Origin of the sequence: Nocardioides sp. (genome assembly GCF_036493135.1) — a bacterium.
Taxonomy (GTDB): domain Bacteria; phylum Actinomycetota; class Actinomycetes; order Propionibacteriales; family Nocardioidaceae; genus Nocardioides.
Genome location: NZ_DASXQG010000017.1, coordinates 24223 through 48528 on the forward strand (window position 1 = coordinate 24223; position 24306 = coordinate 48528).

General features: G+C 70.4%; 28 protein-coding genes. 16 read left to right on the forward strand and 12 right to left on the reverse strand.

The genetic code is table 11. The features are described from left to right. Positions 1-82: 82 nt before the first annotated feature. The 4 genes from VGJ24_RS02885 to VGJ24_RS02900 form a co-directional block, all read right to left on the reverse strand. The gene (locus VGJ24_RS02885) at positions 83-2677 is read right to left on the reverse strand and encodes an ATP-binding protein (RefSeq protein ID WP_331498983.1); all 2595 of its coding nucleotides are present in this window, start codon (positions 2675-2677) and stop codon (positions 83-85) included. 64 nt (positions 2678-2741) lie between these two features. Further along, on the reverse strand, positions 2742-3557 hold the full coding sequence (locus VGJ24_RS02890; RefSeq protein WP_331498984.1) for a DUF2182 domain-containing protein: 816 nt from the start codon (positions 3555-3557) through the stop codon (positions 2742-2744). A 4-nt stretch (positions 3558-3561) separates the two neighbouring features. After that, complete coding sequence (locus tag VGJ24_RS02895; protein WP_331498985.1) at positions 3562-4164, reverse strand: DUF1326 domain-containing protein; 603 nt, start codon at positions 4162-4164, stop codon at positions 3562-3564. A gap of 50 nt (positions 4165-4214) precedes the next feature. After that, positions 4215-5438, reverse strand: coding sequence for a permease (locus VGJ24_RS02900; RefSeq protein ID WP_331498986.1), 1224 nt, complete (start codon positions 5436-5438; stop codon positions 4215-4217). Between the two features lie 86 nt (positions 5439-5524). On the opposite strand from VGJ24_RS02900, the gene VGJ24_RS02905 reads away from it, so the two are divergent. Continuing rightward, positions 5525-6457, forward strand: coding sequence for a Gfo/Idh/MocA family protein (locus VGJ24_RS02905; RefSeq protein WP_331498987.1), 933 nt, complete (start codon positions 5525-5527; stop codon positions 6455-6457). A gap of 35 nt (positions 6458-6492) precedes the next feature. Here the strand turns inward: VGJ24_RS02905 and VGJ24_RS02910 are convergent, their stop codons facing one another. Together VGJ24_RS02910 and VGJ24_RS02915 are read right to left on the reverse strand one after the other, a co-directional pair. After that, positions 6493-6750, reverse strand: coding sequence for a hypothetical protein (locus tag VGJ24_RS02910; RefSeq protein WP_331498988.1), 258 nt, complete (start codon positions 6748-6750; stop codon positions 6493-6495). A gap of 210 nt (positions 6751-6960) precedes the next feature. After that, positions 6961-7212 carry a PspC domain-containing protein gene (locus tag VGJ24_RS02915; RefSeq protein ID WP_331498989.1) on the reverse strand — a complete coding sequence of 84 codons (252 nt, stop codon included), beginning with the start codon at positions 7210-7212 and terminating at the stop codon, positions 6961-6963. A gap of 167 nt (positions 7213-7379) precedes the next feature. Here VGJ24_RS02915 and VGJ24_RS02920 point away from each other — a divergent pair, with 167 nt between their 5' ends. Continuing rightward, the gene (locus VGJ24_RS02920; RefSeq protein WP_331498990.1) at positions 7380-8483 is read left to right on the forward strand and encodes a DNA glycosylase AlkZ-like family protein; all 1104 of its coding nucleotides are present in this window, start codon (positions 7380-7382) and stop codon (positions 8481-8483) included. A gap of 20 nt (positions 8484-8503) precedes the next feature. On the opposite strand, the gene VGJ24_RS02925 is transcribed toward VGJ24_RS02920, so the two are convergent. After that, positions 8504-9523 (reverse strand): alpha/beta fold hydrolase, encoded by a 1020-nt coding sequence (locus VGJ24_RS02925; RefSeq protein WP_331498991.1) that lies wholly within the window; start codon positions 9521-9523, stop codon positions 8504-8506. An 89-nt stretch (positions 9524-9612) separates the two neighbouring features. Here VGJ24_RS02925 and mddA point away from each other — a divergent pair, with 89 nt between their 5' ends. The 4 genes from mddA (at position 9613) to VGJ24_RS02945 (ending at position 12099) form a co-directional block, all read left to right on the forward strand. After that, positions 9613-10392 (forward strand): methanethiol S-methyltransferase, encoded by a 780-nt coding sequence (mddA, locus tag VGJ24_RS02930; RefSeq protein ID WP_331498992.1) that lies wholly within the window; start codon positions 9613-9615, stop codon positions 10390-10392. Positions 10393-10637: 245 nt separating this feature from the next. Continuing rightward, positions 10638-10778, forward strand: a complete 141-nt coding sequence (locus VGJ24_RS02935) for a hypothetical protein (RefSeq protein ID WP_331498993.1) — start codon at positions 10638-10640, stop codon at positions 10776-10778. Then, on the forward strand, positions 10775-11356 hold the full coding sequence (locus VGJ24_RS02940) for a GNAT family N-acetyltransferase (RefSeq protein ID WP_331498994.1): 582 nt from the start codon (positions 10775-10777) through the stop codon (positions 11354-11356). Before VGJ24_RS02935 ends, VGJ24_RS02940 begins: the two co-directional genes overlap by 4 nt. After that, positions 11353-12099: a PIG-L family deacetylase gene (locus VGJ24_RS02945; RefSeq protein WP_331498995.1), complete on the forward strand. Its 747-nt coding sequence runs from the start codon at positions 11353-11355 to the stop codon at positions 12097-12099. The genes VGJ24_RS02940 and VGJ24_RS02945 overlap by 4 nt, the downstream gene beginning before the upstream one ends. A gap of 62 nt (positions 12100-12161) precedes the next feature. Here the strand turns inward: VGJ24_RS02945 and VGJ24_RS02950 are convergent, their stop codons facing one another. Then, positions 12162-12620 (reverse strand): nitroreductase family deazaflavin-dependent oxidoreductase, encoded by a 459-nt coding sequence (locus tag VGJ24_RS02950; protein WP_331498996.1) that lies wholly within the window; start codon positions 12618-12620, stop codon positions 12162-12164. Positions 12621-12777: 157 nt separating this feature from the next. On the opposite strand from VGJ24_RS02950, the gene VGJ24_RS02955 reads away from it, so the two are divergent. Together VGJ24_RS02955 and VGJ24_RS02960 are read left to right on the forward strand one after the other, a co-directional pair. Next, entirely contained in the window at positions 12778-13242 is a 465-nt protein-coding gene (locus tag VGJ24_RS02955; protein WP_331498997.1) for a GNAT family N-acetyltransferase, read from the forward strand. Positions 13243-13343: 101 nt separating this feature from the next. Next, entirely contained in the window at positions 13344-13925 is a 582-nt protein-coding gene (locus VGJ24_RS02960) for an HAD family acid phosphatase (protein ID WP_331498998.1), read from the forward strand. A 23-nt stretch (positions 13926-13948) separates the two neighbouring features. Here the strand turns inward: VGJ24_RS02960 and VGJ24_RS02965 are convergent, their stop codons facing one another. Beyond that, entirely contained in the window at positions 13949-14701 is a 753-nt protein-coding gene (locus VGJ24_RS02965) for a helix-turn-helix transcriptional regulator (protein ID WP_331498999.1), read from the reverse strand. Positions 14702-14881: 180 nt separating this feature from the next. Here VGJ24_RS02965 and VGJ24_RS02970 point away from each other — a divergent pair, with 180 nt between their 5' ends. From VGJ24_RS02970 to VGJ24_RS02990, 5 genes are all read left to right on the forward strand, one after another. Beyond that, positions 14882-15097, forward strand: a complete 216-nt coding sequence (locus tag VGJ24_RS02970; protein ID WP_331499000.1) for a hypothetical protein — start codon at positions 14882-14884, stop codon at positions 15095-15097. Positions 15098-15206: 109 nt separating this feature from the next. Further along, positions 15207-16025 (forward strand): hypothetical protein, encoded by an 819-nt coding sequence (locus tag VGJ24_RS02975; protein WP_331499001.1) that lies wholly within the window; start codon positions 15207-15209, stop codon positions 16023-16025. Positions 16026-16450: 425 nt separating this feature from the next. Then, a complete protein-coding gene (locus tag VGJ24_RS02980) occupies positions 16451-16960 on the forward strand; it encodes a SigE family RNA polymerase sigma factor (protein WP_331499002.1) in 510 nt (169 codons plus the stop codon). Further along, positions 16957-17817: a hypothetical protein gene (locus tag VGJ24_RS02985; protein ID WP_331499003.1), complete on the forward strand. Its 861-nt coding sequence runs from the start codon at positions 16957-16959 to the stop codon at positions 17815-17817. Before VGJ24_RS02980 ends, VGJ24_RS02985 begins: the two co-directional genes overlap by 4 nt. Before the next feature lie 300 nt (positions 17818-18117). Further along, positions 18118-18789: a Type 1 glutamine amidotransferase-like domain-containing protein gene (locus tag VGJ24_RS02990; protein WP_331499004.1), complete on the forward strand. Its 672-nt coding sequence runs from the start codon at positions 18118-18120 to the stop codon at positions 18787-18789. A gap of 34 nt (positions 18790-18823) precedes the next feature. Here VGJ24_RS02990 and VGJ24_RS02995 read toward each other — a convergent pair whose 3' ends face one another. After that, on the reverse strand, positions 18824-19435 hold the full coding sequence (locus tag VGJ24_RS02995) for a CGNR zinc finger domain-containing protein (RefSeq protein WP_331499005.1): 612 nt from the start codon (positions 19433-19435) through the stop codon (positions 18824-18826). 126 nt (positions 19436-19561) lie between these two features. Between VGJ24_RS02995 and VGJ24_RS03000 the strand changes: the two genes are divergently transcribed. Further along, entirely contained in the window at positions 19562-20416 is an 855-nt protein-coding gene (locus VGJ24_RS03000) for a dienelactone hydrolase family protein (protein WP_331499006.1), read from the forward strand. A 147-nt stretch (positions 20417-20563) separates the two neighbouring features. Next, on the forward strand, positions 20564-21322 hold the full coding sequence (locus VGJ24_RS03005) for a DinB family protein (RefSeq protein ID WP_331499007.1): 759 nt from the start codon (positions 20564-20566) through the stop codon (positions 21320-21322). A gap of 12 nt (positions 21323-21334) precedes the next feature. On the opposite strand, the gene VGJ24_RS03010 is transcribed toward VGJ24_RS03005, so the two are convergent. After that, positions 21335-21739 carry a (R)-mandelonitrile lyase gene (locus VGJ24_RS03010; RefSeq protein ID WP_331499008.1) on the reverse strand — a complete coding sequence of 135 codons (405 nt, stop codon included), beginning with the start codon at positions 21737-21739 and terminating at the stop codon, positions 21335-21337. Between the two features lie 80 nt (positions 21740-21819). After that, a complete protein-coding gene (locus tag VGJ24_RS03015; RefSeq protein ID WP_331499009.1) occupies positions 21820-22857 on the reverse strand; it encodes a zinc-dependent alcohol dehydrogenase family protein in 1038 nt (345 codons plus the stop codon). A 102-nt stretch (positions 22858-22959) separates the two neighbouring features. Between VGJ24_RS03015 and VGJ24_RS03020 the strand changes: the two genes are divergently transcribed. Further along, entirely contained in the window at positions 22960-23841 is an 882-nt protein-coding gene (locus tag VGJ24_RS03020; RefSeq protein WP_331499010.1) for a helix-turn-helix transcriptional regulator, read from the forward strand. Positions 23842-24306: the final 465 nt, after the last annotated feature.

Consider the following 24306-nt stretch of genomic DNA (forward strand, 5'->3'; position numbering starts at 1 on the left):
CCTTGGTCTGCAGGCAGGAGCGCCTGACCAAGCAGTTCTACGGACGGTGCGAGCCTCCCGACCTCGGTGCTGGATACCGAGTTCAGGCAGGCGGGGTGCCGAGATCTGCGAAGCCCCGGAACGCCTCGGCCGCGTCGCGCCGGGACCTCACGTCGAGCTTCGTCAGCACCGCGGCGACGTGGGTGTCCACCGTGCGTCGCGACAGCACCAGCCGGTCGGCGATCTCCGCGTTCGTGAGGCCCTCCGCGACCAGGGCGAGCACGGCCAGCTGGCGATCGGTGAGTCCGCTCGGGTTGCCGCGGGTGCGCGCCATCGGTCCGCGAGGCACGGAGGCGGCGCCCTCGTCGCGGAGCTGTCGCCGCACGCGCTGGGCGAGGCCCACGGCTCCCAGCTGGTCGAGCAGCTCCAGCGCCCGCAACCGGGTCGCCGCGTCCGGCGCGTCAGCCAGGGCCTGCGCCTCCTCGTAGCGGCGGCCGATCGCCCGCCACGCCTCCGCAGCCTCCTGCCACCGACCGGCGGCCTGCATCGCGAAGGGCGAGGGCGTCTGCTCCTGCAGCCCGGCGAGCTCGTCGTCCGGTCGTGGCTGTCCGACCGCGCGCAGGCGATAGGCCAGCTCCGACTGCACCCAGCGGTCGCCGAGCCGCTCGGCCTCCCGATAGACCGAGAGGGCTCGGGTGATCGGCGGCACCGTGCCGGCCAGGAACGCCGCCTCGAGGGCCGCGGCCACGGCCGGTCCTCGACGCTGGAGCTCGTCCGCGCGCTCGGCATCGGTCCACGCCGCCTCCAGCAGGTCGAAAGGGCTCGCCGTCGCCGTACGCGCGGCGACGAGGGCCCGGACCACCAGCGTCATGCCACGACTCGCGTACGCCGAGCCCGGGACAGCCGCAGCGAGCTCGCCGGCACGACGCCAGTCACAGTCGGCCATCGCGATCCGCGACCGGATCGCGGTCAGGTGGATCTCGTAGACCCGGTGCTCCGTCTCGACCGCCAGGGCGAGCCCGTCGGCCACGGCTGCGTCGGCGGCGGTCATGTCGTGGCGTGACACCAGTCCCCAGGCCAGGTTGAGGTAGCCGCGGCAGGCGGCCTCGGCGTCGCCCACGGAGAGCGCGAGCTCGATGGAGCGGCGGAGCTCCGGGACGCCGTTCGCACCGGACACCATCAGGCTCGAGCCGACGTTGTTGAGGGCGTGCGACATGATCCGCACGTCCCCGGCCTCGGCGGCGAAGGCGACCGCCTGCTCGCCGAGCTCGATGGCGGTCTGGTTCTGTCCGTGCAGCATCGCCAGCTGCGACCGGTTGCCGAGGGCCAGCGCCTGGATCTCGGGCTCGGCGAGGTGCGTCGCGCGGGTCACGGCCTCGTCGGCGGCCTCGAGGGCCAGTCCCGGGCGGCTGGCGACCCACGCGAGCCGGCTCAACCAGCACAGGCTCCGGACCAGGCGCCGTTCGTCGGGATCCGTACGCCGCAGGTCGACGGCGCGCTCGGCTGCCGTCACCCCACTCGCATCGCCGGACAAGTACTGCTCGAACGCCTGCTCGCCCCACAGGTCGGCCCGGTCCTCGACGCCGATCAGGGACTCGTGCTCGAGAACCGTCCGGTAGTGCGAGACCGCCTCCCGGTGCGACCCCGAGGAGGCCGCCTCGCGGGCCGCCCGCGGCCCCTCGCCGAGCACGGTCTCGAGGTCTCCGCACGCGACCGCGTGGTGCACGAGGCGGCCCGGGTCGGCGTCGCCGAGCGCGACGAGCGCATCCAGGACACGGCGGTGGAGGATCATCTGTCGTGCCCCGGGGACCGCCCCGAGCACGGCCATCCGGGTGAGCTCGTGCCGGAACGCGACCTCGGCGTTGACGACGTTCAGCAGCCCGGACTCCTCGGCCGCCGCCAGCCGGTCCCACGCATCGTTCACGAGAGCGGTCGCGAGCCGAGGCTCGACGGAGCCGGGGACCACCGCGAGCTGCTCGACGAGGTCGCGGGTGTCCGGAGAGAGGCGGGTGAGGCGCTCGACCGCGGCACCCATCACCGACGCCGGGGTCGTCATCGACGGGCTCGCCAGCATCTCGGTGACCAGGTAGGGGTTGCCGGTGGTGAGGTGGAAGACCGCGTCGGTGTCCACCTCGTGTCCGTCGCACAACGCCCGGACCGCCTCGGGCGACAGCGACGGCAGCGCGAGGGTGGTCGTGGTGGCGGACGCGGCCGCCACCAGGGCGCTGAGTCCCGCCGGGGCCGTCTCGTCGTCCCGGAACGTCACGACGAGGAGGGTGCGGATCGCGGCGAGCCGACGCGCGGCGTGCCGGAGCACGTCGAGGGTGCCCTCGTCGGCCCAGTGCAGGTCCTCGACGACCAGCACCGTGGTGGGTCCGTCGTCGAGGGCCGCGACCAGCGCCGACATGACCAGGTCGCGGTCGCCGGCCTGGACGGCGGTCCGGAACTCCGGACCGAGGCTCGGTGCGATGTCCTTCATCGGACCGAGTGCTCGCGGAGTGGACAGGGCGTCGCAGTAGCCGGTGAGCACGCGGGCCCCCGCAGGCACCCAGGAGTGGAACGCCCGTACCAACGACGTCTTGCCGACACCCGCCTCACCGGAGACGAGTACGACGGAGCCGCGCCCCTGGTCGGCCGCTCGAGCGGCCGCGGCCAGGACGCGCAGCTGCTCGCTGCGCTCCAAGAGCCGCCCGGTCATCCCCTCACCACGAGCCCAGCATCACGTTCCGGGCCGGTTTGAGGAAATGGCCGGCCGATCCCGGTCAGGAGCTCATCGGTGTCATCGAGGGCATCGGACCCTGACCTGGCTGCGTGAGACCGGGCACCGCGCCCGGCGCGACGAGGACGAGCACACCGAGCGAGAACAGGATGACGGTCGTGCCGTAGGTCGCCAGTCGGCGCCACGGGATGGTCTTCTCGAACGCGATGATCCCGGCCACGACCGCCATCCAGGTCACACTCATGACGCCCAACGCGAAGAGTGACGCCATCAGGGCCCAGCAACAACCCACGCACCACGCACCATTGCCCGCTCCCATCCGGAACGCGCCCGACCAGCCGTCGCGCCACGACCCGAGCAGAGTGCCGAGCGGGCTGCGGCACTTGCCCAGGCAGACGTCCTTGAGGGGCGTCAGCTCGTAGACAGCCGCGGCGATCAGTGTCGTGCCGGCGACGGCTCGCCCGGCGTTGTCCCACGCCAGGTTGTCTCCTGCTACCCGGCTCGCGGCCACTCCGATGATGAAGGCGATGACTCCGGCACCGGCCCACGTGGCGAGGTAGCCGGCGGTGAACACCGGCGGCAGCAGCCTCGTCCTGCTCATCCGCGAGTACAGCGCCACCGTCGGAGCGACCGACGGGAACATCATCGCCGCCATCATCACCACCCAGACACCGAGGAACCAGCCGAACGTCCCGAGACTGCTCCAGGGGCCGTCGTCCATGCCGCGCATCTGCCCGACCGTCCACCACCAACCGGCCGCGGCGAGCGCGAAGAGCACGGCGACAAGACCGAGCTGGGTGCGGGTGGCCGCGTAGGCGGGACGAAGACCTGAGTCGGCCGCCGACTCGACGTCGGTCATTCCGTCAGGCGGCCCACGAGAAGTCCGACTTCGACAGGCCCGTCTTTCCCTCGTACTCGATGCCGAAGGCGCTGATCCGCGACCGCTTCGCTTCGGCCATCGTCAGATCCGACCCGACCGGGTGGAACATCCCGGAGAACTTCACCGGCTCGCCGGTCTCCACACCGAACGGGACGATGTCCTCGATCTGGAAGTCGATCGAGTCGTCCACACGGACGCTGTGGAGCAGCCCGTCGTCCTCGAGGTCGATCGCGGCGCGTTGAACGCCCAGCATCTCGCCGATCAATGGAGCAAGCCCCGCCATCGGACCGCCCAGCTGGCCGCCGAAGACCTGGCCGAGCTTGTCGAACTGCGCGTCCGTGGCTCCGTCGTCGATGAACACACCGACCCGCCAGTTGCCGTCGGTCATCACCTTGGGCGTATCGGCGATCAGCACGACCTTGCGCCCGGCGATGTCGGTGTCGTCGACCGAACCCTGACGAATGTTGAAGGCGAGAACCACGCGACAGAAGTCGTAGGTGGCCCCGTGGTCGAAGGACATGTTGCACGGGCACATGAGCTCGCACGAGCAGGTTTCGCAGTAGCTTCCGGTCAAGTTCCAAGCCATTGAACTCCCCCTTGCGCTAGCCGCCAGTCTCCCGCCAGCCCGAGTAGGCGTCAACGGCTCGAAAGGTCCTCGGGATCGCCACCCATCATCGACAGCATCTCCCGGCCGCCGGTTCGGTAGAAGCGGACCAGGAACAGGGCCGCCAGGGCCAGGGCAACGATGTTCAGGATCGTCGTGTAGTTCCAGGTGATGCCCTGCTCCGCGACCTGCACCTGGCCGGCGTCGGGGATGAGACCGAGGCCGCCGAAGAGGATCTCGACGATGTAGCCACCGAGCACCATCGTCACGTAGAAGCCGGCGAGCAGGGTCAGCATCATCCGGGTGCCGTAGTACTTCCGGTAGATGATCAGGATCGGGACGATGATCAGGTCCGCGAACAGGAACGACACCACGCCGCCGAAGCTGATGCCCCCGCTGTAGAGCACCGCCGCGAGCGGGACATTTCCGATCGAGCAGACGAAGCTCAAGATCGCGATGATCGGGCCCACCAGTGGCCCCCACACCTTCGACCAACCGGCGTGGTCGGTCAGGAACAGCGTCTGCCAGAACGAGTCCGGCACCCAGGCGGCCACGGCGCCGGCGATCAGCAGACCGATCACGATGTCGCGGATCACGGCTGCCCACTCCATGACGAAGATGTGGCTGACCGACGTCAGACCTCGGTCGCTGAGCAGACGCTGCGCGAAGCTGCCCTCACCCTGGACCGACATGTCCATGGCGGCGTGGCCCTCCATCGACCCGGCCACGCCCTTGAGCGCCTGCTCCCGGGCTGCGTCGATCAGCTTCGCACGGACGAAGAGCCGGAAGAACAACGCCATCAGGACGATGATGATCGGGCCGCCCACGAACTCCGCGAGGGTGAACTGCCAGCCGAGCAACAGCGCCAGGATGATGCCCAGCTCGATGACCAGGTTGGTGCTCGCGATCTCGAAGACGATGGCCGCGACGAAGCTCGAGCCCTTGCGGAACAGCGAGCGCGCCATCGCCACCGCGGCGTACGAGCAGGACGAGCTGGCGATGCCGAGCCCGGTGGCCTTGGTGAGCGTCGCCGGCCGATCGTCGCCCAGCATCCGCGAGATGGTCTCGCGGCGTACGACGGCCTGGATGATGGCCGACAGGGTGAACCCGAGGATCAGCGACCAGGTGATCTGCCAGGTCATCGACCCCGCCATCGTGAAGGCGTCGCCGAGCGCAGAGAGGGCGGACGTGATCGGCTCGCTCCCTTCTCGATGGGAGTTGAGAGTCAACAGCAGACGGGCGAAGCGACACAGCATCCTGCGCGTCCGGTTGGATGTCGTCCAGGGGCTCGCGCGTGACCGGGCGACGTGTCGGTCGCCGGCAGCGCGACGGAGGGGGAGAGGTGAGCGAGCCGCACCGAGTGCTCGTGGTCGGCCTCGGCACGATCGCGCAGACACACCTGCACGTCCTTGAACGACGACCTGATGTGGTGCTGGTGGGTGGAGTCGACCCGGTCGGGGAGGCCGATGCCCTACCGGTGTTCCGAAGCGTGGATGACGCCCTCGCGGCCGACCTGGCGCCCACGCTGGTGGTGGTGGCGACGCCGACGGACACGCACGTGCGGATCGCGCGAGAGGTGGTCGAGCGCACCGACGCCCTGGTGCTCTCGGAGAAGGCCTTGGCCACCACCCGCGCCGAGATCGACAGCCTCGCCGACGTCGCCGACCGGGTGCGGGTCGCGCACCACTTCGCGTTCTCTCCCGAGGTCGAGTGGGCGCTCCGGTACATCCGCGACGCCGGGTGGACCCGGCCGACCCGGGTGCTCAGCGTCTTCAACGACGCCTATGCCGGCCCGTCGGAGGCGCGTCTGGCAAGCCTCGTCTCCTCCTGGGTCGACTCCGGACCCAACCAGCTCAGCCTGCTGGGGCCGTTCGTCGGATCCTGCGAGGTGGTGGGCCACTCCGACGAGCGGGACCGCGCCGTCACGGTGCTCGACCACGAGGGTGGCCGCAGCGTGCTCACGTCGAACTGGCGGGCCGCCGACACCTCCAAGCAGACGACCCTGGAGTACGCCGGAGACCGACAGGTACGGATGGACCACACGTCCCTGACGGCCACGGTGATCGTGGACGGCGTCGTCACCGAGCACATCGGGTACACCGGCGCGGCGGGCCGCAAGGAGGCGCACTACCGAGGGCTGTACGACGTACTGCTCGCCGACCCCGCGGACGCCCGGCTCGGCGTACCGCTGGCTGGCGAGATCGCGCGACTGTTCGAGTCAGCCGCCTCGGCTCCGCCGGCCGGTGTCCGATGGTCGACGATGGAAGCGCCCTGACGGCCGGGCCTGTCAGCGACGCGGAGAGCCCGCTGTCACCTCGGGACGCCGCCCAGTCCGGCGAGGCGTCGACGCATGGCGAGCTCGTCGCGCATGCGGTACGGCACGGGGTGGCCCGCCGAGGCGAGCCCGGCGGCGTAGGCCTCCAGGGCCGACAACAGCGTGGCCTGGGCCAGCGTCCATTCGGTGATCTGGCGGCCCGCACCTCTCTCCCGGGCCACCGACTGCCGTGCGACCCGCAGCTCTGCCAGGAGGCGATCGAGTGGCACGGTCGGGGACTCGGCGTACTCCATGTCGCACCCACTCTCGCGACTCGCTGCCTGTACGGGAGCACCAAGACGCCGGATCGGCGTCCGTGACCGGCACATCGCAGTCTTTGACCCCACCCTACGCGTCCGAAGCCTCGGCCCGCATGGCTCTAGTTGGGTACGACGGACCCGATCCGAGGGCAATCCGAGGGCACTGCTCGCCGGCGGATGACCGGCCAGCAGTGCCCCGTTCGCTCAGGTCGCGGGCGAGGGGTCGGTCCCGACGTGGGTGACCGTCTCGGCCGAGGGCATCAGGATCCACAGGATCGGGTAGATCAGGAACTGACTGCCCGGGAGGACCAGGAGAAGCAGCACGAAGAGGAGTCGGGTGGTCCACGGCCCGAGGCCGAACCGCCGGCCCAGGCCGGCGAGCACGCCGCCGAGCACGCGCCCCTCGCGCGACCGGACCAGTCCGTGTCGGGCGAAGCTGTTTCGGATGTCGTCCATGGTTGTTGCACGTCCTTCTGATGGGTTGACCAGGGCGTTTCCCTGATGCCACCACAGTGCCTCGCCCGCGGCTCAGCCACATCGGGTGCACCCCTGAGCAACCCCCCGAAGCAGGCTCAGGAGAGTCAGGGGTTCGACAGGGGTGTGACGCCGGTTAGCGTGCGAGGGTGTCGCTCCGCTGGTCGCAGGCCCTCTCCTGGCGCATGCGGCGACACCTCCTCGACCCGATCGGCAGCGAGTCGGTCGCGGGTGTGGTCGGGCGTCTCACGGCCGTCCCGACGATGGACACGGCGGCCGCGGAGCTCGCGGTGCGCACGCGGCGACAACGGTCCCACCCCGGTGAGGTCGCCCGGGCGCTCGCCGAGGGTCGGATCATCCAGACCTTCGCCTTCCGCGGTGCGGTGCACCTGATGACGCCCGCGGACGGCGGCGCCTACCTCGCCCTCCGGGCCGCGGGCCGGCAGTGGGAGCTGTCGAGCTGGCAGAGCTACTACGAGCTCACGCCGTCGGACTGGCCCCGGCTACGGGAGACGGTCCGCGATGCACTCGCGGACGGGCCGCTGACCCGGGACGAGCTGGGAGCGGCCGTGACCCGCAAGGCGGCGTACCGGCACCTCCGCCCGGTCTTCGACGACGGCGCCGGCACGCTGCTCAAGCCCTTCGCGTGGCAGGGCGACCTGTCGTTCGGGCCGCCGCGCGAGGGGCGGGCCACCTTCCAGCGGCTGGACGACAACCCGCGGTGGGCAGGGATCTGGGACCTCGACGAGGCAGGACCGCACGCGATCGCGTCGTACTTCCGCGCGTACGGGCCGGCCACACCTGACCACGTCCACTACTGGCTGGGCAACGGGCTCAGCGCCGGGCGCAAGCGCCTGCAGTCGTGGCTCGCCGGTCTCGAGGACCGGTTGGTGGCGGTCGACGTCGAGGGCGAGAGGGCCTATGTCCTGAGTGAGGACGTCGACGAGCTGACGTCGACGCAGGCAACCGTGGCCGTGCGCCTCCTGCCGGGTCACGACCAGTGGGTCATCGGTCCGGGAACCAAGGACGCGCACGTGGTGCCGCCCGCTCGTCGTACGCCGGTCACCCGCAAGGCGAACCTCGTGGTCAGGGGCGGTGTCGTGACCGGCACGTGGTCGACCGGGCGCGACGAGGCCGTCGTGAGGTGGTTCGAGGAGAACGGGAAGCCGCCTCGGGGAGCGCTGGAGGAGGAGGTCGCCAGGCTCTCCACCATCCTCGGTCGACCTCTCCGGACGACGCTCGCGATCGAGTGAGTCCGCAGATTTCTCGCGCCTCAGCCGACGTTCGTGGCGACCCACCAGGCCGCGACCTGGGCGCGGGACCGGACGCCCAGGCGGAGGCGGATGCGTTCGAGGTGACCCTCGGCGGAGCGTTCGTCGATCCCGAGCCGCTCGCCGATCTCGCGGTTGGTGAGCCCTTCGGCCACCGACGCGGCGACCTCTCGTTGCCGCTCGGTCAGTCTCGGCGGAGTCGGACCGCGCCGGGCGGGGAGACCGAGGAACGTCCTGATCGCTCCGACCAGCGACGGGGTGTCGCCGACGTACGGCATGTGGGAGCGACCGGGCAGCACCTCCAGCCGGGCACCGGGGATCTCGGCGGCGATCAGCCGGGCCTGCTCGAGCGGGGCGGCCCGGTCCTGCTCGCGGTGTACGACGAGCGTGGGCGCGTGGATCCGGGCCAGGGATGACGTCACGTCGATCCGGTAGCACAGCCTCAGCAGCGCGGACGCGGTCTCCGGCGACGCTGCTTCTCGTTGGTACGTGCTGAGGGCCGCGCGGGTCCCGGCCGACGCGTCCGGCGCGAAGATGTCGGTCAGCACACCGGCCCCGAGGCCCCAGTGTCCGGCCACGAGGCCGACGACGTGGTCGCGGACGTCCGGCGTCCCGATGTCGGCTCCCCGCGCCCATCCGCCGTACAGCACCAGGCGATCGACCGTCTCGGGATGCCGGGCCGCCCACTCGATCATGAGGGGGACGCCGAGCGAGCTGGCGACGATGTCCGCGCGCTCCACACCGGTGGCGGCGAAGACAGCGGTGACGACGTCCAGCTCGGTGTCGACGGAAGGCTCGGTCGTTGACCGGTCGGAGAGCCCGCAGCCCGGCCGGTCGTAGCGCAGCAGCGTGCGTCCCTGCGCCAGGCTCTCCAGCAGCTGACGCTCGGCCGGGAGGGCCCAGCTGAGCTCCAGGTGGCTCAGCCAGCCGCCCACGAAGAGCAGCGGCGGCCCGCTGCCGGCAGCTGCGTAGGCCACGGATACCCCGTCGGGCGTGTCGGTCGAGCCCAGCCGCTGTTCCACCCCGCGACTCCACCGCATCCGGTCGCCGAGCGGCAAGTGGGGTAGTTCCACGCCTGACGCCGGCCGGTCATCCCATCGAGGCTGGACGCATGGTCGCAACCCGACAGTTCAACGTCCGGACCCGCCCCGGGGTGGGCGCCGTCGCGGCCGTCGTTCACGGCGCCGTCAGCTACCTCGCCTTCCTGGCGGTCTTCCTGTACGCCGTCGCGTTCCTCGCCGACACCATCGTCCCGAGGACGGTCGACCGCGGTGGCCCATACTCAGGAACGCCGATCGCGGTTGCGATCGACGCTCTCCTCCTGGGAGTCTTCGCGGTCCAGCACAGCGTGATGGCACGGCCCGCGTTCAAGCGCCGATGGACGACGCTGGTCCCCCCGTACGTCGAGCGCTCGACGTACGTGCTGGCGGCGTCGGCGTCTCTGGCGCTGGCCTTCTGGCAGTGGCGCCCGATCCCGGCGGTGGTCTGGGACGTGCCGGGTGCGGCCGGGCAATCGCTGCTGTGGATGCTCTTCACGCTGGGGTGGGTGTGGGTCCTGGCGATGTCGTTCGCGATCGACCACCTCGACCTGTTCGGGCTCCGCCAGGTCGCCCGTCATCTGCGCGGCCTCGCCGACCAGGCACCGTCGTTCGCCGTTCCGCTGCCGCACCGGCTGGTCCGGCACCCGATGACGCTCGGCTTCTTCCCCGCCTTCCTCGCCACACCGACGATGACCGTCGGTCACCTGCTCTTCGCGGGTCTCGGGATCGCCTACATCCTGGTCGGCGTCCGCCTGGAGGAGCGCGACCTTGCCGAGGAGCTGCCCGAGTACACCGCCTACGCGGCCGTCACGCCCCGGTTCATCCCCGGCCTGGCCCGTCATCGGCGGTGACCCCGGTGGATACGCATCCGTGCTCGCCACGATGGGCATCGCGTCGTCGCGAACTAGGTAGTCGTCACCGATGTGGCGGGGGCCTCCTCGGCGGCACCGTTTCTCTCGCGGGCGAACCTCGTGCACGTCCACGTCGTATCGCCAATGGCGGCGCGGAACAGCGTCGCCGGAGCTGCACCGATCGGGCGGGACTCGGGTGGCTCCCTGCTTGTCACACCCATCACCACGACCAAGGAGAGATCCGCATGCAGCCCGCCGCCGTCCGCGCAGACGAGGTCCACCGCGACGCCGCGAACCGTGTGCGCGCCCGCAAGGCGCTCCGCTCGGAGCAGACCTCGCCCCGCCACGTGTCGACCCGGTCGACGCAAGCACGGGTGACGTCATGAGCGCGAGCTGCCTGACCCGTCCGTGCGAGCCCGACTGGTCGTTCGACCGCTCGACGGTGGAGCTGCGACCCCTCGTGTCCGGTGACAGGGGAACGGTGCTGGAGATCTTCGCCGGCCTCGGCCCGCGCTCGCGTGAGCTCCGCTTCCTGGCCCCGAAGCCGCGGCTGACCTCGGCGGACCTGCGTCAGCTGACGGAGGTCGACCAGTACGACCACGTGGCGATCCTCGCGATCTCGGCACCGCACGATCGCCCGATCGGGATCGCCCGCTTCGTCCGTGAGCCGGAGCACCCGGACTCCGCCGACGTGGCCGTCGCGGTCGTCGACGACTGGCAGGACCGAGGCATCGGCACGATGCTCACGTCCGCGCTGGTACGACGAGCGCTCGAGGTCGGCGTACGACGCTTCACCATGGCGATGGCGCCGCACAACGAAGGCGCGGTGCGGCTGCTCCACCGCGCCCCCGGTGAGATCGAGCGGCTCGCCATCGACCAGGAGACCGCGGAGTTCGCGATCACCCTCGGCGATCCCACACCGACGCCGTGGCTGCGAAGAGTCCTGACGGGAACGCGCAGATGAGTGCCTCCGACGTCGGACACCTGCCGCGCATCGGCACCCTGCTCGGCGTGTGGGCGCATCCCGATGACGAGGCGTACCTCTCCAGCGGCCTGATGTCCCGGGCCCGCAACCACGGTGGTCGCGTCGTCGTCGTGACCGCGACCCGCGGCGAGCACGGCACCGACGACCCTGCCCGCTGGCCACCTGCGCGGCTCAGCGTCGTACGTGAGCAGGAGCTCCGGGCGAGCCTGGCCGAGGTCGGTGTGCACGAGCACCACTGGCTGCACCACGGCGACGGCGAGCTCGACGGGGTACCCGTCTCCCAGGGCGCTGCCGAGCTGGTGCCGCTGATCGAGGACGTGTCCCCGGACGTCATCGTCACGTTCGGCCCGGAAGGGATGACCGGGCACGCCGACCATCGTGCGATCTCGGCCTGGACCACCGAGGCGTGGCGTCGTACCGGCCGGCGGGCCGAGCTCTGGTACGCCACCCTGACCCATGAGTACCACCGCGACTGGGGCGAGCTCAGCCAGCGGGTGGGCCTGTGGATGGACGACGCCGAGCCTCCGGTCAGCCACCCGTCCGAGCTCTCGGTGACCGTCCGGTTGACCGGCTCGATGCTCGCCCGCAAGCACCGAGCGCTGCGAGCCCATGCCTCCCAGACCCGGGCGCTGGAGGACCTGGTCGGCCCGGCGCGCTATCGGGAGTGGTGGTCGACCGAGAGCTTCGTCTCCGCCGAGCGGGTCCGCCTCGAGAGTGCCTGACACGTCTGCGGACCGACGTATTCCTCGGTGCATACCCGCCCCCGCGATTCCATGATCATGGGTCACCCGCCGAGGTCGAGCTCCACCATCGGGAGCGAGTAGACGGGGTGACCGACGGCCCGCTCGATCGCGTGGCGCAGGTGTCGCCACGCCCGTGGATGAGCCCGTTGGTAGTCCGTGAGGGCCTCGGCGCTCTCCGCGTCGGTCAGGAAGCGCGCCGCCGCGCTCACGTCGCGTCGGCGGCCGATGCTGACCCGGCACGTCGGACGAGCCTGGAGGTTCTGGTACCACTGCGACCCGGTGCCGAAGCCGCTGACGACGACCAGGCGATCGCGCCGCGGTCGACTCACCACCTCCAGACAGACGTACCGTGGCCGGCCGGACCGCCGGCCGACGTGCTCGAGCATCAGCATCCGTCCACCGAACACCGGGCCGAGGCCGTGCCGGTAGAGCCAGATCGGAGTCCGCGCGATGCTCCGGGTCGTCAATGCCTTCTCCGCGAGCCAGCCCGAGACGTCCATGCTGACACCGTACGGCGGAGGCTCAACCCCCCGGACCCCTCGTCTAGGCTCGCGTGGTGCGTAGCTCGTCCCCGAGCGTCCACTCGCTTCCTCCCGGTAGGGACGCCGCCGTTGTGCTCCTCGGGCGCCACGAGCTCGACGCCTGGGCCGACTGACCATGGCAGTCATCTCGACCCGCGTGGCGAACGACCGTGACCTCGAGCTTCTTCGCGACCTCTACCGACGCTCGTCGTTGAGCAATGCCGGCGACCGCGCCAACCTGCTCGCCTCATCCGAGGCACTGCACTGGACCGGGGCCGGCATCGCGGGTGGGCGGACACGCGTGGCGACCGACGAAGGCGGTCGGATCCTGGGCTTCGCGACCGTCGTCAGCATCGACGGCGGCCTGGAGCTCGAGGATCTGTTCGTCGATCCCGACGCCATGCGGCAGGGAGTGGCGACCCGACTGATGCTCGAGGCGGTCACCCAGGCCGCCCGCGAGGGAGAACCCTGGATCGAGGTGACGGCGAACCCGCATGCTGCCGAGTTCTACGCCTCGGCGGGGTTCGTCCGGGTAGCCGAGGAGCAGACATTGTTCGGACCTGCCCCCCGTCTCCGTCGCGACGTGGCGTCCCCGGACTAGCCTTCCTCGCTCTGTCACCGAACCGGAGCCCTACCGCCGGCGTCTGTCTCCGTGAACTCAACGCCGCACGTCACGGCGCACCACGACGAGACAGGAACCTCATGACCGGACGCAGACTGCGAACCGTGCTGGCGCACAGCTGCGCCGCCGCGATGTCCCTCGCGCTCCTCGCGGCACTCTCGTCGCCCGCGCTCGCCGTACGCAGGCTCCCGTCGGAGAAGCACTGGCGTCACGACGTCGCCAGGGCCATGGCGGGCTCCCACGCCTACCTCGACCAGGCGACCGCCGACACGACCAAGAAGTACGCGATCAACTTCGACATCGACAACTCCACCCTCGCCACGCATTACCGGCCGGGGACCGCCATCCCGGCGGTCCTCTCCTTCGCGACGTACGCCGAGGAGCACGGCGTCGCCCTCCTGTTCAACACCGCTCGCGCCGGTGCCCCGCTCGCGAAGACCCGCTCGGAGCTCACCAGGGCCGGCTACGCAGTCGCGGAAGTCTGCGGCCGCACGAGCCGCAAGGAGGCGGTGGCCCACGGAAAGCAACGCTGCCGCGCTCGCTTCGTCGCCGAGGGCTACACGATCATCGCGAACGTCGGCAACCGTCGCACCGACTTCTCCGGCCCGAAGGACTACGGCCGCGCCTTCAAGCTGCCGAACTACCGCCATCGACTCGCGTAGGCAACTCGATCCCGGTCGACAGGTCAGGCCGCGTCGATGAACGCGTTGACGCGAGCCAGGGCCTCGGTCCGGCTCTGCACGTCGAGGCGGAGGAAGACGTTCTCGAGGTGCTTGCGCACGGTCGCATCGGAGAGTCCCAGCGTGCGCGCGATCTGCGTGTTGCTGGCTCCCGTGGCCACCTGGCGCAGGACCTCCCACTGTCGAGGCGTCAGGTGCGGTTCGCCCCGAAGCTCCCGGTCGCGGCGGGTGTGCAGCTCGGCGATGTGCGGGCGGGCCAACGCGAGCATCGCCATCTCTCGTTCGGAGAAGTCGGGTGCACCCTCATCGCGGAAGAGCAGGAGGCGTCGGTCGGTGCCGCCGAGCGGTGTCATCGGTACCAGGATCTCGTCCTTCACGCCGAGGGCGGCGAACGCCGAACCCAGCGGGCTGTTGGCGTAGGCACGGGTGCGGGATACCTCCGCATGATGGAGCAGCGTGGAGTAGTCGCCGTTCGTCAGCGGGCCGGCACAGCCGTCCTCCTCCCAGCACTCCTGCCAGAACAGCTGAACGAACTCGTCGGTCGCGCCGACGGTCTCCTCGCGTTGCACTCCGTCGTCGTTCACGAACAGCAGCCTGATTCGTTGTTCGGCGACGTCCATCAGCTGGAACGTGATGTCGTCGCACGGAATCAGCTCGCGCAGGCCGGTGAGCACGTCGGCGTAGAAGATGTCGTCGTCGGCGGCGGGCTGGCACCGATCGAACACGCCGAGCAAGGCGCGGATGTCGGTATCGGTCATGACCCAGTTTCCGGTCACGGCGTTACCTCCGTTCTGTCAGTACCGCCAGGCTACGGCGACCGTGCGCTGTGCGACATACGCGTTAACGCGTACGTCGATCCTCCACCGCCGAACGTCGCATTCCGTTCTGTCGACGGGCCGATCACAGTCGAATGACCAACGAAATCTACGGAGGTCACCATGACCAGCTTGTCGATCCACCACCGTCCGGCCCCCTTCGTCGCCGCGGCTGCCGCCGTGGCCGCCATCGCGGCCGGCTCCGTGGCCCTGGCCGTCTCTCACGACTCCAACGAACCCAGTGCGCCCGCACAGCAGTCGTCGGTCCAGCAGGACGCCCCGCACCTCCACCACTTCCACTACACGACCAGCGGCGGACGCGTGATGGTCGGCCCGTGAGTCGCACACCGGGTCGGGTGGCTCGAGCAGATGCCGAGCCACCCGACCCCGTGCTCGGCGGTCTGCGCGGAGACCGCAACGCGCGCCGTCTGAAGGGCATACTGACGAGATGGCGATCATGGTCGTCTGCGGTGTCGCTGTGGTGGTGGCGCTCGCGCTCACGGTGCGATGGCGCAACTACGCGTTCGTGCCCGACTCGATGACCGACGCATCCATGGTCGTCCGACTCCGCGGCCTGGCCCGCATCCTGGCGGTCGGCGCTCTGACCGGGCTGGCCGTCGGAACCCTGTTCATCGGTCCAGCGGGGAGACTCGCGATGCGGCTGCTGGCAGCGACCTCTCCGGACGCTCAGGGGCGCATCACGGAGGCTGACGAGGTGGTCGGCAGGATCACTGTCGGCGGCACGATCGGGTTCTGGCTCTTCGTCGGGCTGCCCGTAGGGATGGTCGTCGGCCTGGTCTACGTATTCGTGGCCCGCGCGCTCCCGCGTGGCTTGCTCGGTGGGGCGATCTACGGCGCGACGCTGCTGGTGCTGTTCTCTTGGTGGCTGGACCCGCTGCGCGCCGAGAATCCCGACTTCGACCTGGTCGGTCCAGGCTGGTTGGCGTTGACCACCTTCGCGATCCTTGCGGTGGGCGCCGGTGCGGTAACGGCCTCGGTCGCCGGACGACTCGAATCCAGCCTGCGCGAGCCGAGTCGGGCGTGGCTGTGGTGGATGGTGCCGATCGGACTGCTCGCGGTGCCGTCGTTGCTCTTCATCTGGCCGGCGCTGGTGATCGTTTCCCTCGGCTGCGTGGTGTGCCTGGGGCTCCCTGCTGCCGCAGGGTTTCTTCGGCGTAGGGGGCGGTTGGTACTTCAGGCGGCCTTGGGTGCCGCGGTCCTGGTCGCCCTTCCCGGCTTCATCTCGGCCGTCGCGCGCATCGCCTAGCGTCGGCACCCGGGACGACTGACGAGACCCCTCGGAATGGTGGGGTCACTGGCAGGCTCTGACGCATGGCCCTCCCGGGCGATGCGGGCTGGTGCTTCCCCCACGCGTCGGTATGGCTGATGCCGCTGCTCGGGACGCAGATCGCATCGTTGAAGTGCTGCACGCGGTGGATGGAGGGGCTGGAGCAAGGGGGCTCGTCCGTGGCGGTTGACCCGTGACGACTCTCAGGTTCGTCCGCCCGGTGGGCCCCCAAGACTGGTAATCCTCCCGATGTCCGGGCCGGTTCTTAGCGCGAACGTGGGCTCTACGGGCCGCATCTACCGGCCACCGAACAAGGAAACCCCACGAACGCGTTGCCGGGCACTCAGACGAACCGGAGGGTCCACCAACGCGTTGCCGGGTTGAACAGACGCACAGGGGGACCGATGAGCACGGACGAGGACTTCGCCGAGTTCGTCGGCGCTCGATGGGGCTCGCTGTACCGGCTGGCATACCTGCTCGCGGCGTCGCCGGCCGGTGCGGAGGACCTCTTGCAGACCACGTTGGAGAAGGCGTACGTCACCTGGGGGCGCATCAGCCGGATGCACTACGCCGAGGCGTACGTGCGCCGGATGCTCGCCAACACACTGGTGTCGAGCGCTCGTCGGGCCCGGAACCGCGAGCAGCCGTGGGACGAGCTGCCCGAGGCCGCGGGCGACCCCGCCGAGTTGTCGGTCGTCGATCGCGACTTGCTCTGGCCACTGGTGTGCGCACTCCCAGATCGGCAACGAGCGGTGATCGTCCTTCGCTCCTACGAAGACCTGAGCGAGGCCCAGATCGCGGAGGTCCTCGGTTGCGCACAGGGCACCGTGAAGTCACAGTCTTGGGCCGCGATCGGTGCGCTACGACGGGCGTTGGCCGCGTCGGGCATCGGAGAGGGGGTGCGCGAGTCATGAGTCTCGACGACCAGCTCCGAACAGCACTCAACCAACAGGCGGACGTGCGGTACGCCCCGCCACCCGACGTACAGGGCCTGATCAGCGGAGGGCGCGCCCGTCGGCGCCGCCGTCACGCGACACGGGCCGGCTTCGGCGTCATGGCGGTCGTGCTCGCCGTCGGGGGCGTGTACGGCGCCAGGCAGATCGATCCCGGGAGGGCTCGCACCGAGTCCGGGCCGGCCGCCGCCGCGACGCTGATGACCCTGCCGTCCTTCCAGAACACCGAATTCGTCCCGATCAAGCCTGGCACGTACCGCATGGCCGTCGGCGCCGATGCCAGCGGCGCGAGGATCGACGCCGCGCTGACAGTCAGGGGCCCGGGGTGGCTCAGCGGGAGCCAGCCGGTGCTGTCCGAGGTGACCGGCGCTGGGGGCGGGCCGATCATGGCCGGGGTGGGTGTCTACCAGCCGACGCTCCTGGCCGGCGGATCCGGTTGCACCAGCTCGTCGCGCGGGCGTGCCCCGGGGACGACGGCGCTGGAGATGGCGCGACGGCTCATCCGCCTCCCGCGGAGCGAGGTCGTCCAGCGACCCACGGAGACCAGGGCATTCGGCCACGACGCTCTTCACCTGCGGCTGCGGATCGACGACCAGTGCCCGATGGACGAGTACTACCGCCTCGCCGAGACGCCCTCTGGAGATCGTGGCATCAGCTACGGCAACCAGCCCGAGGTGGTCATCATCGACTTGTGGGTCGTGGACGTGGACGGGACGGCGGTCGTGGTCGACACGTGGCGTCACAGTGACACGCCGACCGCGCAGCTGGAGACGACCAGGCTGACCCGCAGCTCGATCCGTTTCGAGACGCTCGGGTAGGGCACCTGATGCACACCCCGGCCCCAGAGCAAGGGTGTCCCCAGGAGGTTCCGCAAGCCGAGCACCACACAGACGATCGGGAGCGCGACTTCGAACCTGGCCACCAGGTCGAAGCTCCCTCCCCGAGGCGCCGAATACTCTACGGAACTCATACGGCCCGAGGCTGTCGAAGGGGGCAGCCGCCGATCGTGGAGAGGGTGAAGGCGGCCGCAGCGGCCACCGCGACAAAGGAGGAGACGTGACCGATTACCTCATCGCGTTCAACGACGCGTGGACGCCCGGCCGATCGATTCGGGAGGCATGGTGAAGCTTCTGCTCACCTCCGGGGGCGTCACGAACACGAGCATCCGCGATGCGCTGGTCGACCTGCTGGGCAAGCCGATCGCCGACTCCAACGCCCTGTGCATCCCTACCGCGGAGTGGGGCCACTCCATGTGTACGCCGGCCTCGGCCTGGCAGTTCGTCGCCGGCCGGTCTCCCTCGGAGATCACCGGTCTGGGCTGGAAGTCGGTGGGCCTGCTCGAGCTCACCGCGCTGCCCAGTATCGGCGAGGAGCGCTGGGTGCCCTGGGTCCGGGAGGTCGACGTGCTGCTGGTCGACGGCGGCGATGCGACGTACCTGTGCCACTGGATGCGGCTCTCCGGGCTGGCCGAGTTCCTGCCGTCGCTGCCCGAAACGGTCTGGGTGGGTGTCAGCGCCGGAAGCATGGTGATGACCCCCCGGATCGGTGACGACTTCGTCAGCTGGAGCCCGCCCACCGGGGGAGACCGCACCTTGGGCGTCGTCGACTTCTCGATCTTCCCGCACCTGGGCCACGAGCAGATGCCGGACAACACCCTGGCCCAGGCCGAGCGATGGGCCGCGGACCTGGGAGGCCCGGCGTACGCCATCGACGACCAGACCGCCATCAAGGTGAACGACGGCACCATCGAGGTCGTCTCCGAGGGGAAATGGACGCAGTTCCCCGCATAGCCTGGCGTCCTTCGGCGGCCGACTCGTCGAGTGGTCAGTCCTTCTCGCCGATGCCGCGCCGGCGTCGGCGGTAGGCGCGCGCGGCGTACCGGTCGTTGCAGACGGTGCAGCAGTACCGCCGCGTGCCGGCCCGGGTCCGATCCACGAACGCACACCGGCACGGGTCGCTCGAGCAGATGCCGAGCCGCCCGACCCCGTTGTCGGCGACGTGCGTGGCGAGGGCGGCCGGCAGTCTGGCCGCGAGCGCGGCGTACCCGGTGCGGTCCGGCGTCGCGACGAACCGGGCGCCGGCTCCCCTCGGTCGTGAGGGCAGGTCGATGAGGAACACGGCCCGGGCCTTGACCAGCTGCGGGTTGAGCACGGCTGCCGCGGTCTTCAGGTCGGGAGCCTCGAAGGCGGCCCGGAGCACGGTGCGCAGCGACCGGAGCCGGGGCACGTCCGACCGGGTCAAGGCGCCGGCCACGTCGGCGTGCCCGACTCGTCTGAGCGCGCTGGTCAGCCAGGTCAGGTCGCCCAGCCGGTCCGCCGGGTCCTCGAGCAGGTCGTGGGTGTTGACCAGCAGCACCGCCAGGTCGAGGTCGCCGGCCGGGCGGCCATCGCCGCGCTCGAGCCAGTCGAGTGGGAAGGACGCCGCGGTCGAACCCATCAGCGGCTCCTCCTCCCGGACACGATCCGGTATCGATCTGCCGTCAGTACCTTGACGCTTGATACTACTGACCCCAGAGTCACGTCAGGTGTAAACCGTTGTGAGCAACTGACGAGGGAGCTGGACATGGGTCGGGTACGCGCGTGGGCGGCAGTGGTGGCGTCGAGTGCTCTGCTGGCGGCAGCCGGCGGCACCGCATCGGCGTACGGTGATCACCAGCGAGGGGTCCCGCGCTCGGGATCGGGCGTCGTGATCCAGGACGTCCGGCTGCACGTGCCGGGCCAGCACCGCACCGTCTCGGCGTACGTCGTGAAGCCGGCCGGGCAGCTGTCGCACGACTCGGCCGCCGGCGTGCTGTTCCTGCACTGGCTCGGGCAGATCCACAACGACCGCACGGAGTACCTCGGCGAGGCCGTGGGTCTGGCGCGACGCGGCGTGGTGTCGGTGCTTCCGCAGGGCTACTTCCCGTGGGTACCGAACCCCGACGGCACGAGGCACGACGTCACGCTGATCCACCAGCAGGTCGCCGCGATGGAGCGTGCCCTGAACAAGCTCGCCCACATCCGCGGAGTCGACCCGACGCGCATCGCGGTGGTCGGCCACGACTACGGGGCGATGTACGGCAGCCTCCTCGCCGACCAGGACCTCCGTGTCTCCGCCCTTGTCCTGGAGACCCCCGACTCGCTGTGGGGGAACTGGTTCGCGACGTTCTGGCTGGGCCTCACTGGACAGCCGCGCGCGGACTACTACGCGCTCTTCGACGGCCTGGACCCGATCCAGCACACCTCACGCCTCGGCCGGCACGTGCTCTTCCAGTGGGCGGGCGACGACTTCTTCATCCCCGGCGACGTGCGCGACGCGTTCGCGCAGGCGAGCCCCAGGGCGAAGGTGGAGCTGTACGACGGCGCCGACCACCAGCTGACCGATGCCGCCCTCGTCGACCGCGACAGGTTCCTCGCCCACCAGCTCCACCTGAACTGAGGGTCGGGCGGCCTCCCCGTCGGTGATCGGTCGGTCGTCGGCGTTCATCCCGGAATGGTGGCACCGTCGTCGATGACGCGACTGTGATGTGATCGTCCAGGAGAGCGTTTGCGTCGCGGCGTGCGGCGAGGTTGTGAGGAGTCCGTCATGGCTAGCTTCACCGGTTCCGACGACCTCCAGGGTGCGGAGTTCGTCGACGCGGACCTCAGTCGTGCCCGGTTCGTCGGGGCGGACCTGAGCGGGGTCGTGATGCGCGGCGTCCAGGTGGACGGGGCGGACATCGATGCGCCGTGGCTGCTCAGCGACGGTGGCTCCTTGTTGGTCAACGGCGTCGACGTGACTCCCTTCGTCGACGCCGAGCTCAACCGCCGCTTCCCCGGCCGCGCCGAGCAACGGGCCGACAACCCGGACGGTCTGCGCGCAGCCTGGGCCGCGCTCGAACGCACGTGGGCGGCCACGCTCGAACGCGTCGCGGCGATGCCGCACGGCACGGTCGACGTCTCGGTCGACGGGGAGTGGTCGTTCGCGCAGACCTTGCGCCACCTGGTGCTGGCCACGGACACGTGGCTGGGCAAGGCGGTCTTGGCCGTCGAGCAGCCTTTCCATCCGCTCGGACTGCGCGATGCGGCCACGGAGGCCGACGGCACGGATGCCCCGATGGCCGCGGCGGCCGCTCCGTCGTACGACGAGGTGCTGGACGCCCGGGCCGGCCGGGTCGCGATGGTGCGCGACTTCCTGGCCACCGTCACACCGGATCAGCTGGCCGAAGAGCGGCCTAACCCGCACGACCCCGCCTACCCCGAGACCGTCCGCTCGTGCCTGCACACGATCCTCGAGGAGGAGTGGGAGCACCACCGGTACGCCGTCCGCGACCTGGCGGCGATCGAGGCGAGGTCCACCGAGTGAGCCCGACCGGGTTCACGCCTGCTGGGCGGCGGCGTACTCCTCCTCGGTGACGGCCTCGAGCCAGGTGGTCGGGTCGGCCTCGCCGCTGGCGGTCACGATCGCGAGATGGCTCATGCACGTGGTCGCGGTGCCGCCGTGCCAGTGCTCCTCGCCGGCGCCGATGGTCACCGTGTCGCCGGGCTTGATGCGCGTGACCGAGCCGCCGCGGCTGGCGACCAGGCCGACGCCCTCGGTGACGTAGAGCGTCTGGCCGCGCTCGTGGCTGTGCCAGAACGTGCGGGCGCCGGGCGTGAAGCGCACCAGCGCGCCGGTGAGCCTGGCCGGCTCGACGGCCGGCGCCAACGGGGTGATGTGGACGTCGCCGGTGAACGTGGCCGCGGGGCCCTTGGCCGTGTCGCGGGTCGGTGTGATCTCCATGTGGGTCTCCTGGCTTCTGTGAGTGGGCTCGAGCTCCGTGGCCCCTCCGACCCGGTCCAGATCGGTTGCGTCCCAGGCGCTCACGGCCGCACCAGCACCTTCAGCGCCTCGCGGTCGGCCATGGCCCGGTACCCGTCGGCGATGTCCTCGAGGTCGACGGTCCGGTCGAAGACGCGCCCCGGGTCGACGGTGCCGTCGAGGACCGACGGCATCAGCGTCTCGACGTACGCACGGGCGGGGGCCGGCCCGCCGGTGAGCGTGATGTTGCCGCCGAAGAGGCTGCCGAAGCCGATCGGTGCCTCTTCGTACTGCGGGGCGCCGACCCGGCTGATGGTGCCGCCAGGCCGGACCACGCCGTACGCCTGCTGGTACGCCGGCAGGTGGCCGACCGCCTCGAGGACGACGTGGCTGCCCTGGCCGCCGGTGAGCTCGCGGACCTTCTCGACGCCTTCGTCGCCGCGCTCGGCGACGACGTCGGTGGCGCCGAACTCGCGGCCGAGGTCGGTGCGAGTCTGGTGGCGCCCCATCAGGATGATCCGCTCGGCGCCGAGCTCGCGGGCGGAGAGGACGGAGAGGAGGCCGACGGCTCCGTCGCCGATCACGGTGACGGTGGTGCCCTCGTTGACGCCGCCCTTGGTCGCGGCGTGCCAGCCGGTGCCGTAGACGTCTGAGAGTGTGAGCAGTGAGGGGATCAGGGGCGAGCTCTCCTCCACGGGGAGCTTCACGAGGGTGCCGTCGGCGAGGGGCACCCGCACGGCCTCCCCCTGCCCGCCGTCGATCCCGTTCCGAGCCCAGAAGCCGCCGTGCTCGCACGCGGTCTGTAGGCCCTCGCGGCAGAAGTCGCAGGTGCCGTCGGACCAGGCGAACGGCGCGACGACGAGGTCGCCCTTCTTGAAGGTGGTCACCTCGGACCCGGTGTCTTCGACGATGCCGATGAACTCGTGCCCGATGCGCGACGGGCCGTCGGCGGGTGACATCGAGTGGTAGGGGTGCAGGTCGCTTCCGCAGATGCAGGCCGTTGTCACGCGCACCAGCGCGTCGGTGGTCTCTTTGAGGCTCGGGTCCGGGGCGTCCTCGACGCGGATGTCGCCGGCTCCGTAGATCAGGGTTGCTCGCATGGCTCCAGTCAACTCGCTGGTCGTAGGGCGTGGGAGTGACGGCTCTTCCGGGTACTGGCAGTACCTCCCGCACCCCTTCCCGTACCACGTACCGTCGATGGCATGCCGGACTCGACGGACGTCTCCGCCCAGGTGCGCGACTTCCTGGTCACGCGCCGCAACCGGCTGACCCCCGAGGCCTCGGGGCTGCCGATGTACGGCGGCAACCGGCGGGTCCCCGGGCTGCGCCGCGAGGAGGTCGCGCTGCTCGCGGGAATGAGCGTCGACTACTACGTGCGCCTCGAGCGCGGGAACCTCAGCGGCGCCTCCGAGTCGGTCCTCGAGTCCCTGGCCTCCGCGCTGCAGCTCGACGACGCCGAGCGCGCGCATCTGTATGACCTCGCCCGCGCCTCGTCCGGCTCGTCTCGTCGGACGACGGCCGCGAGTACGACGCGCGTCCGGCCGACCCTGCTGCGGATCCTCGACGCGATGCCCGGCACCCCGGCGTACCTGCGCAACGGCCGCTTCGACATCCTTGCCGCCAACCAGCTCGGCCGCGCCCTCTACGCCCCGGTCTTCGACTCCCCGCTCTTCGCCCAGCGCGGCCCGATCAACACCGCGCGGTTCCTCTTTCTCGATCCCGCCGCCCAGGACTTCTGGGTCGACTGGAACAAGGGCGCCGACGACTCCGTCGCGTTCCTTCGCTCCGAAGCCGGCCGCTCTCCCCACGACCGCGTCCTCACCGAGCTCATCGGTGAGCTCAGCACCCGCAGCCAGGAGTTCGCCACCCGCTGGGCCAAGCACGACGTGAAGTTCCACCGCTCCGGCGTCAAGCGCCTCCGCCACCCCGTTGTCGGTGAGCTCGCTCTTCCCTACGAGGCCATGGACCTCCCCGCCGACCCCGGCCTCCGCCTCAACATCTACACCCCGCAGCCAGACTCACCCGAGCACGAAGCCCTCGCCCTCCTCGCCAGCTGGACCCAGATCCCCGACTCGGTCGGTTGAACGGAGCATGGGTGCTCCCTTCGCCCAGTTCGACGCAACCCTAGCCAGACAGCGGTACGCCGAGGGGCCAGTAGGCTGCGCGAATCCGGAGCTCTGAGTTGGTCGAACGACGTCGGTTCGAGCCGCACGCGCGAAGGACGGTCCTCGAGGCCATGTCAAAACGTCAGACTTGTACGTGCGTCATACCACCGCGAGAAGGCGAGCGACGCTGCCGAGATCACGGCGCTGACCCTGACCGGCGAACGGACGCGTTCGCGCACACGACTCGAGACCGACCCGCTGAGGCAGACTGACCGCATGAGCGAGCATGGCGCAGCCCACCAACCCCACTCTGCTCAGGAGTGGGATGAGCGCTATTCGGGCGAGCGGATCTGGAGCGGCAATCCGAATGGGGCACTCGTTGCCGAGGTCGCGGAGCTCAGCCCGGGTCGCGCCCTTGACGTGGGGTGTGGCGAGGGCGCGGAC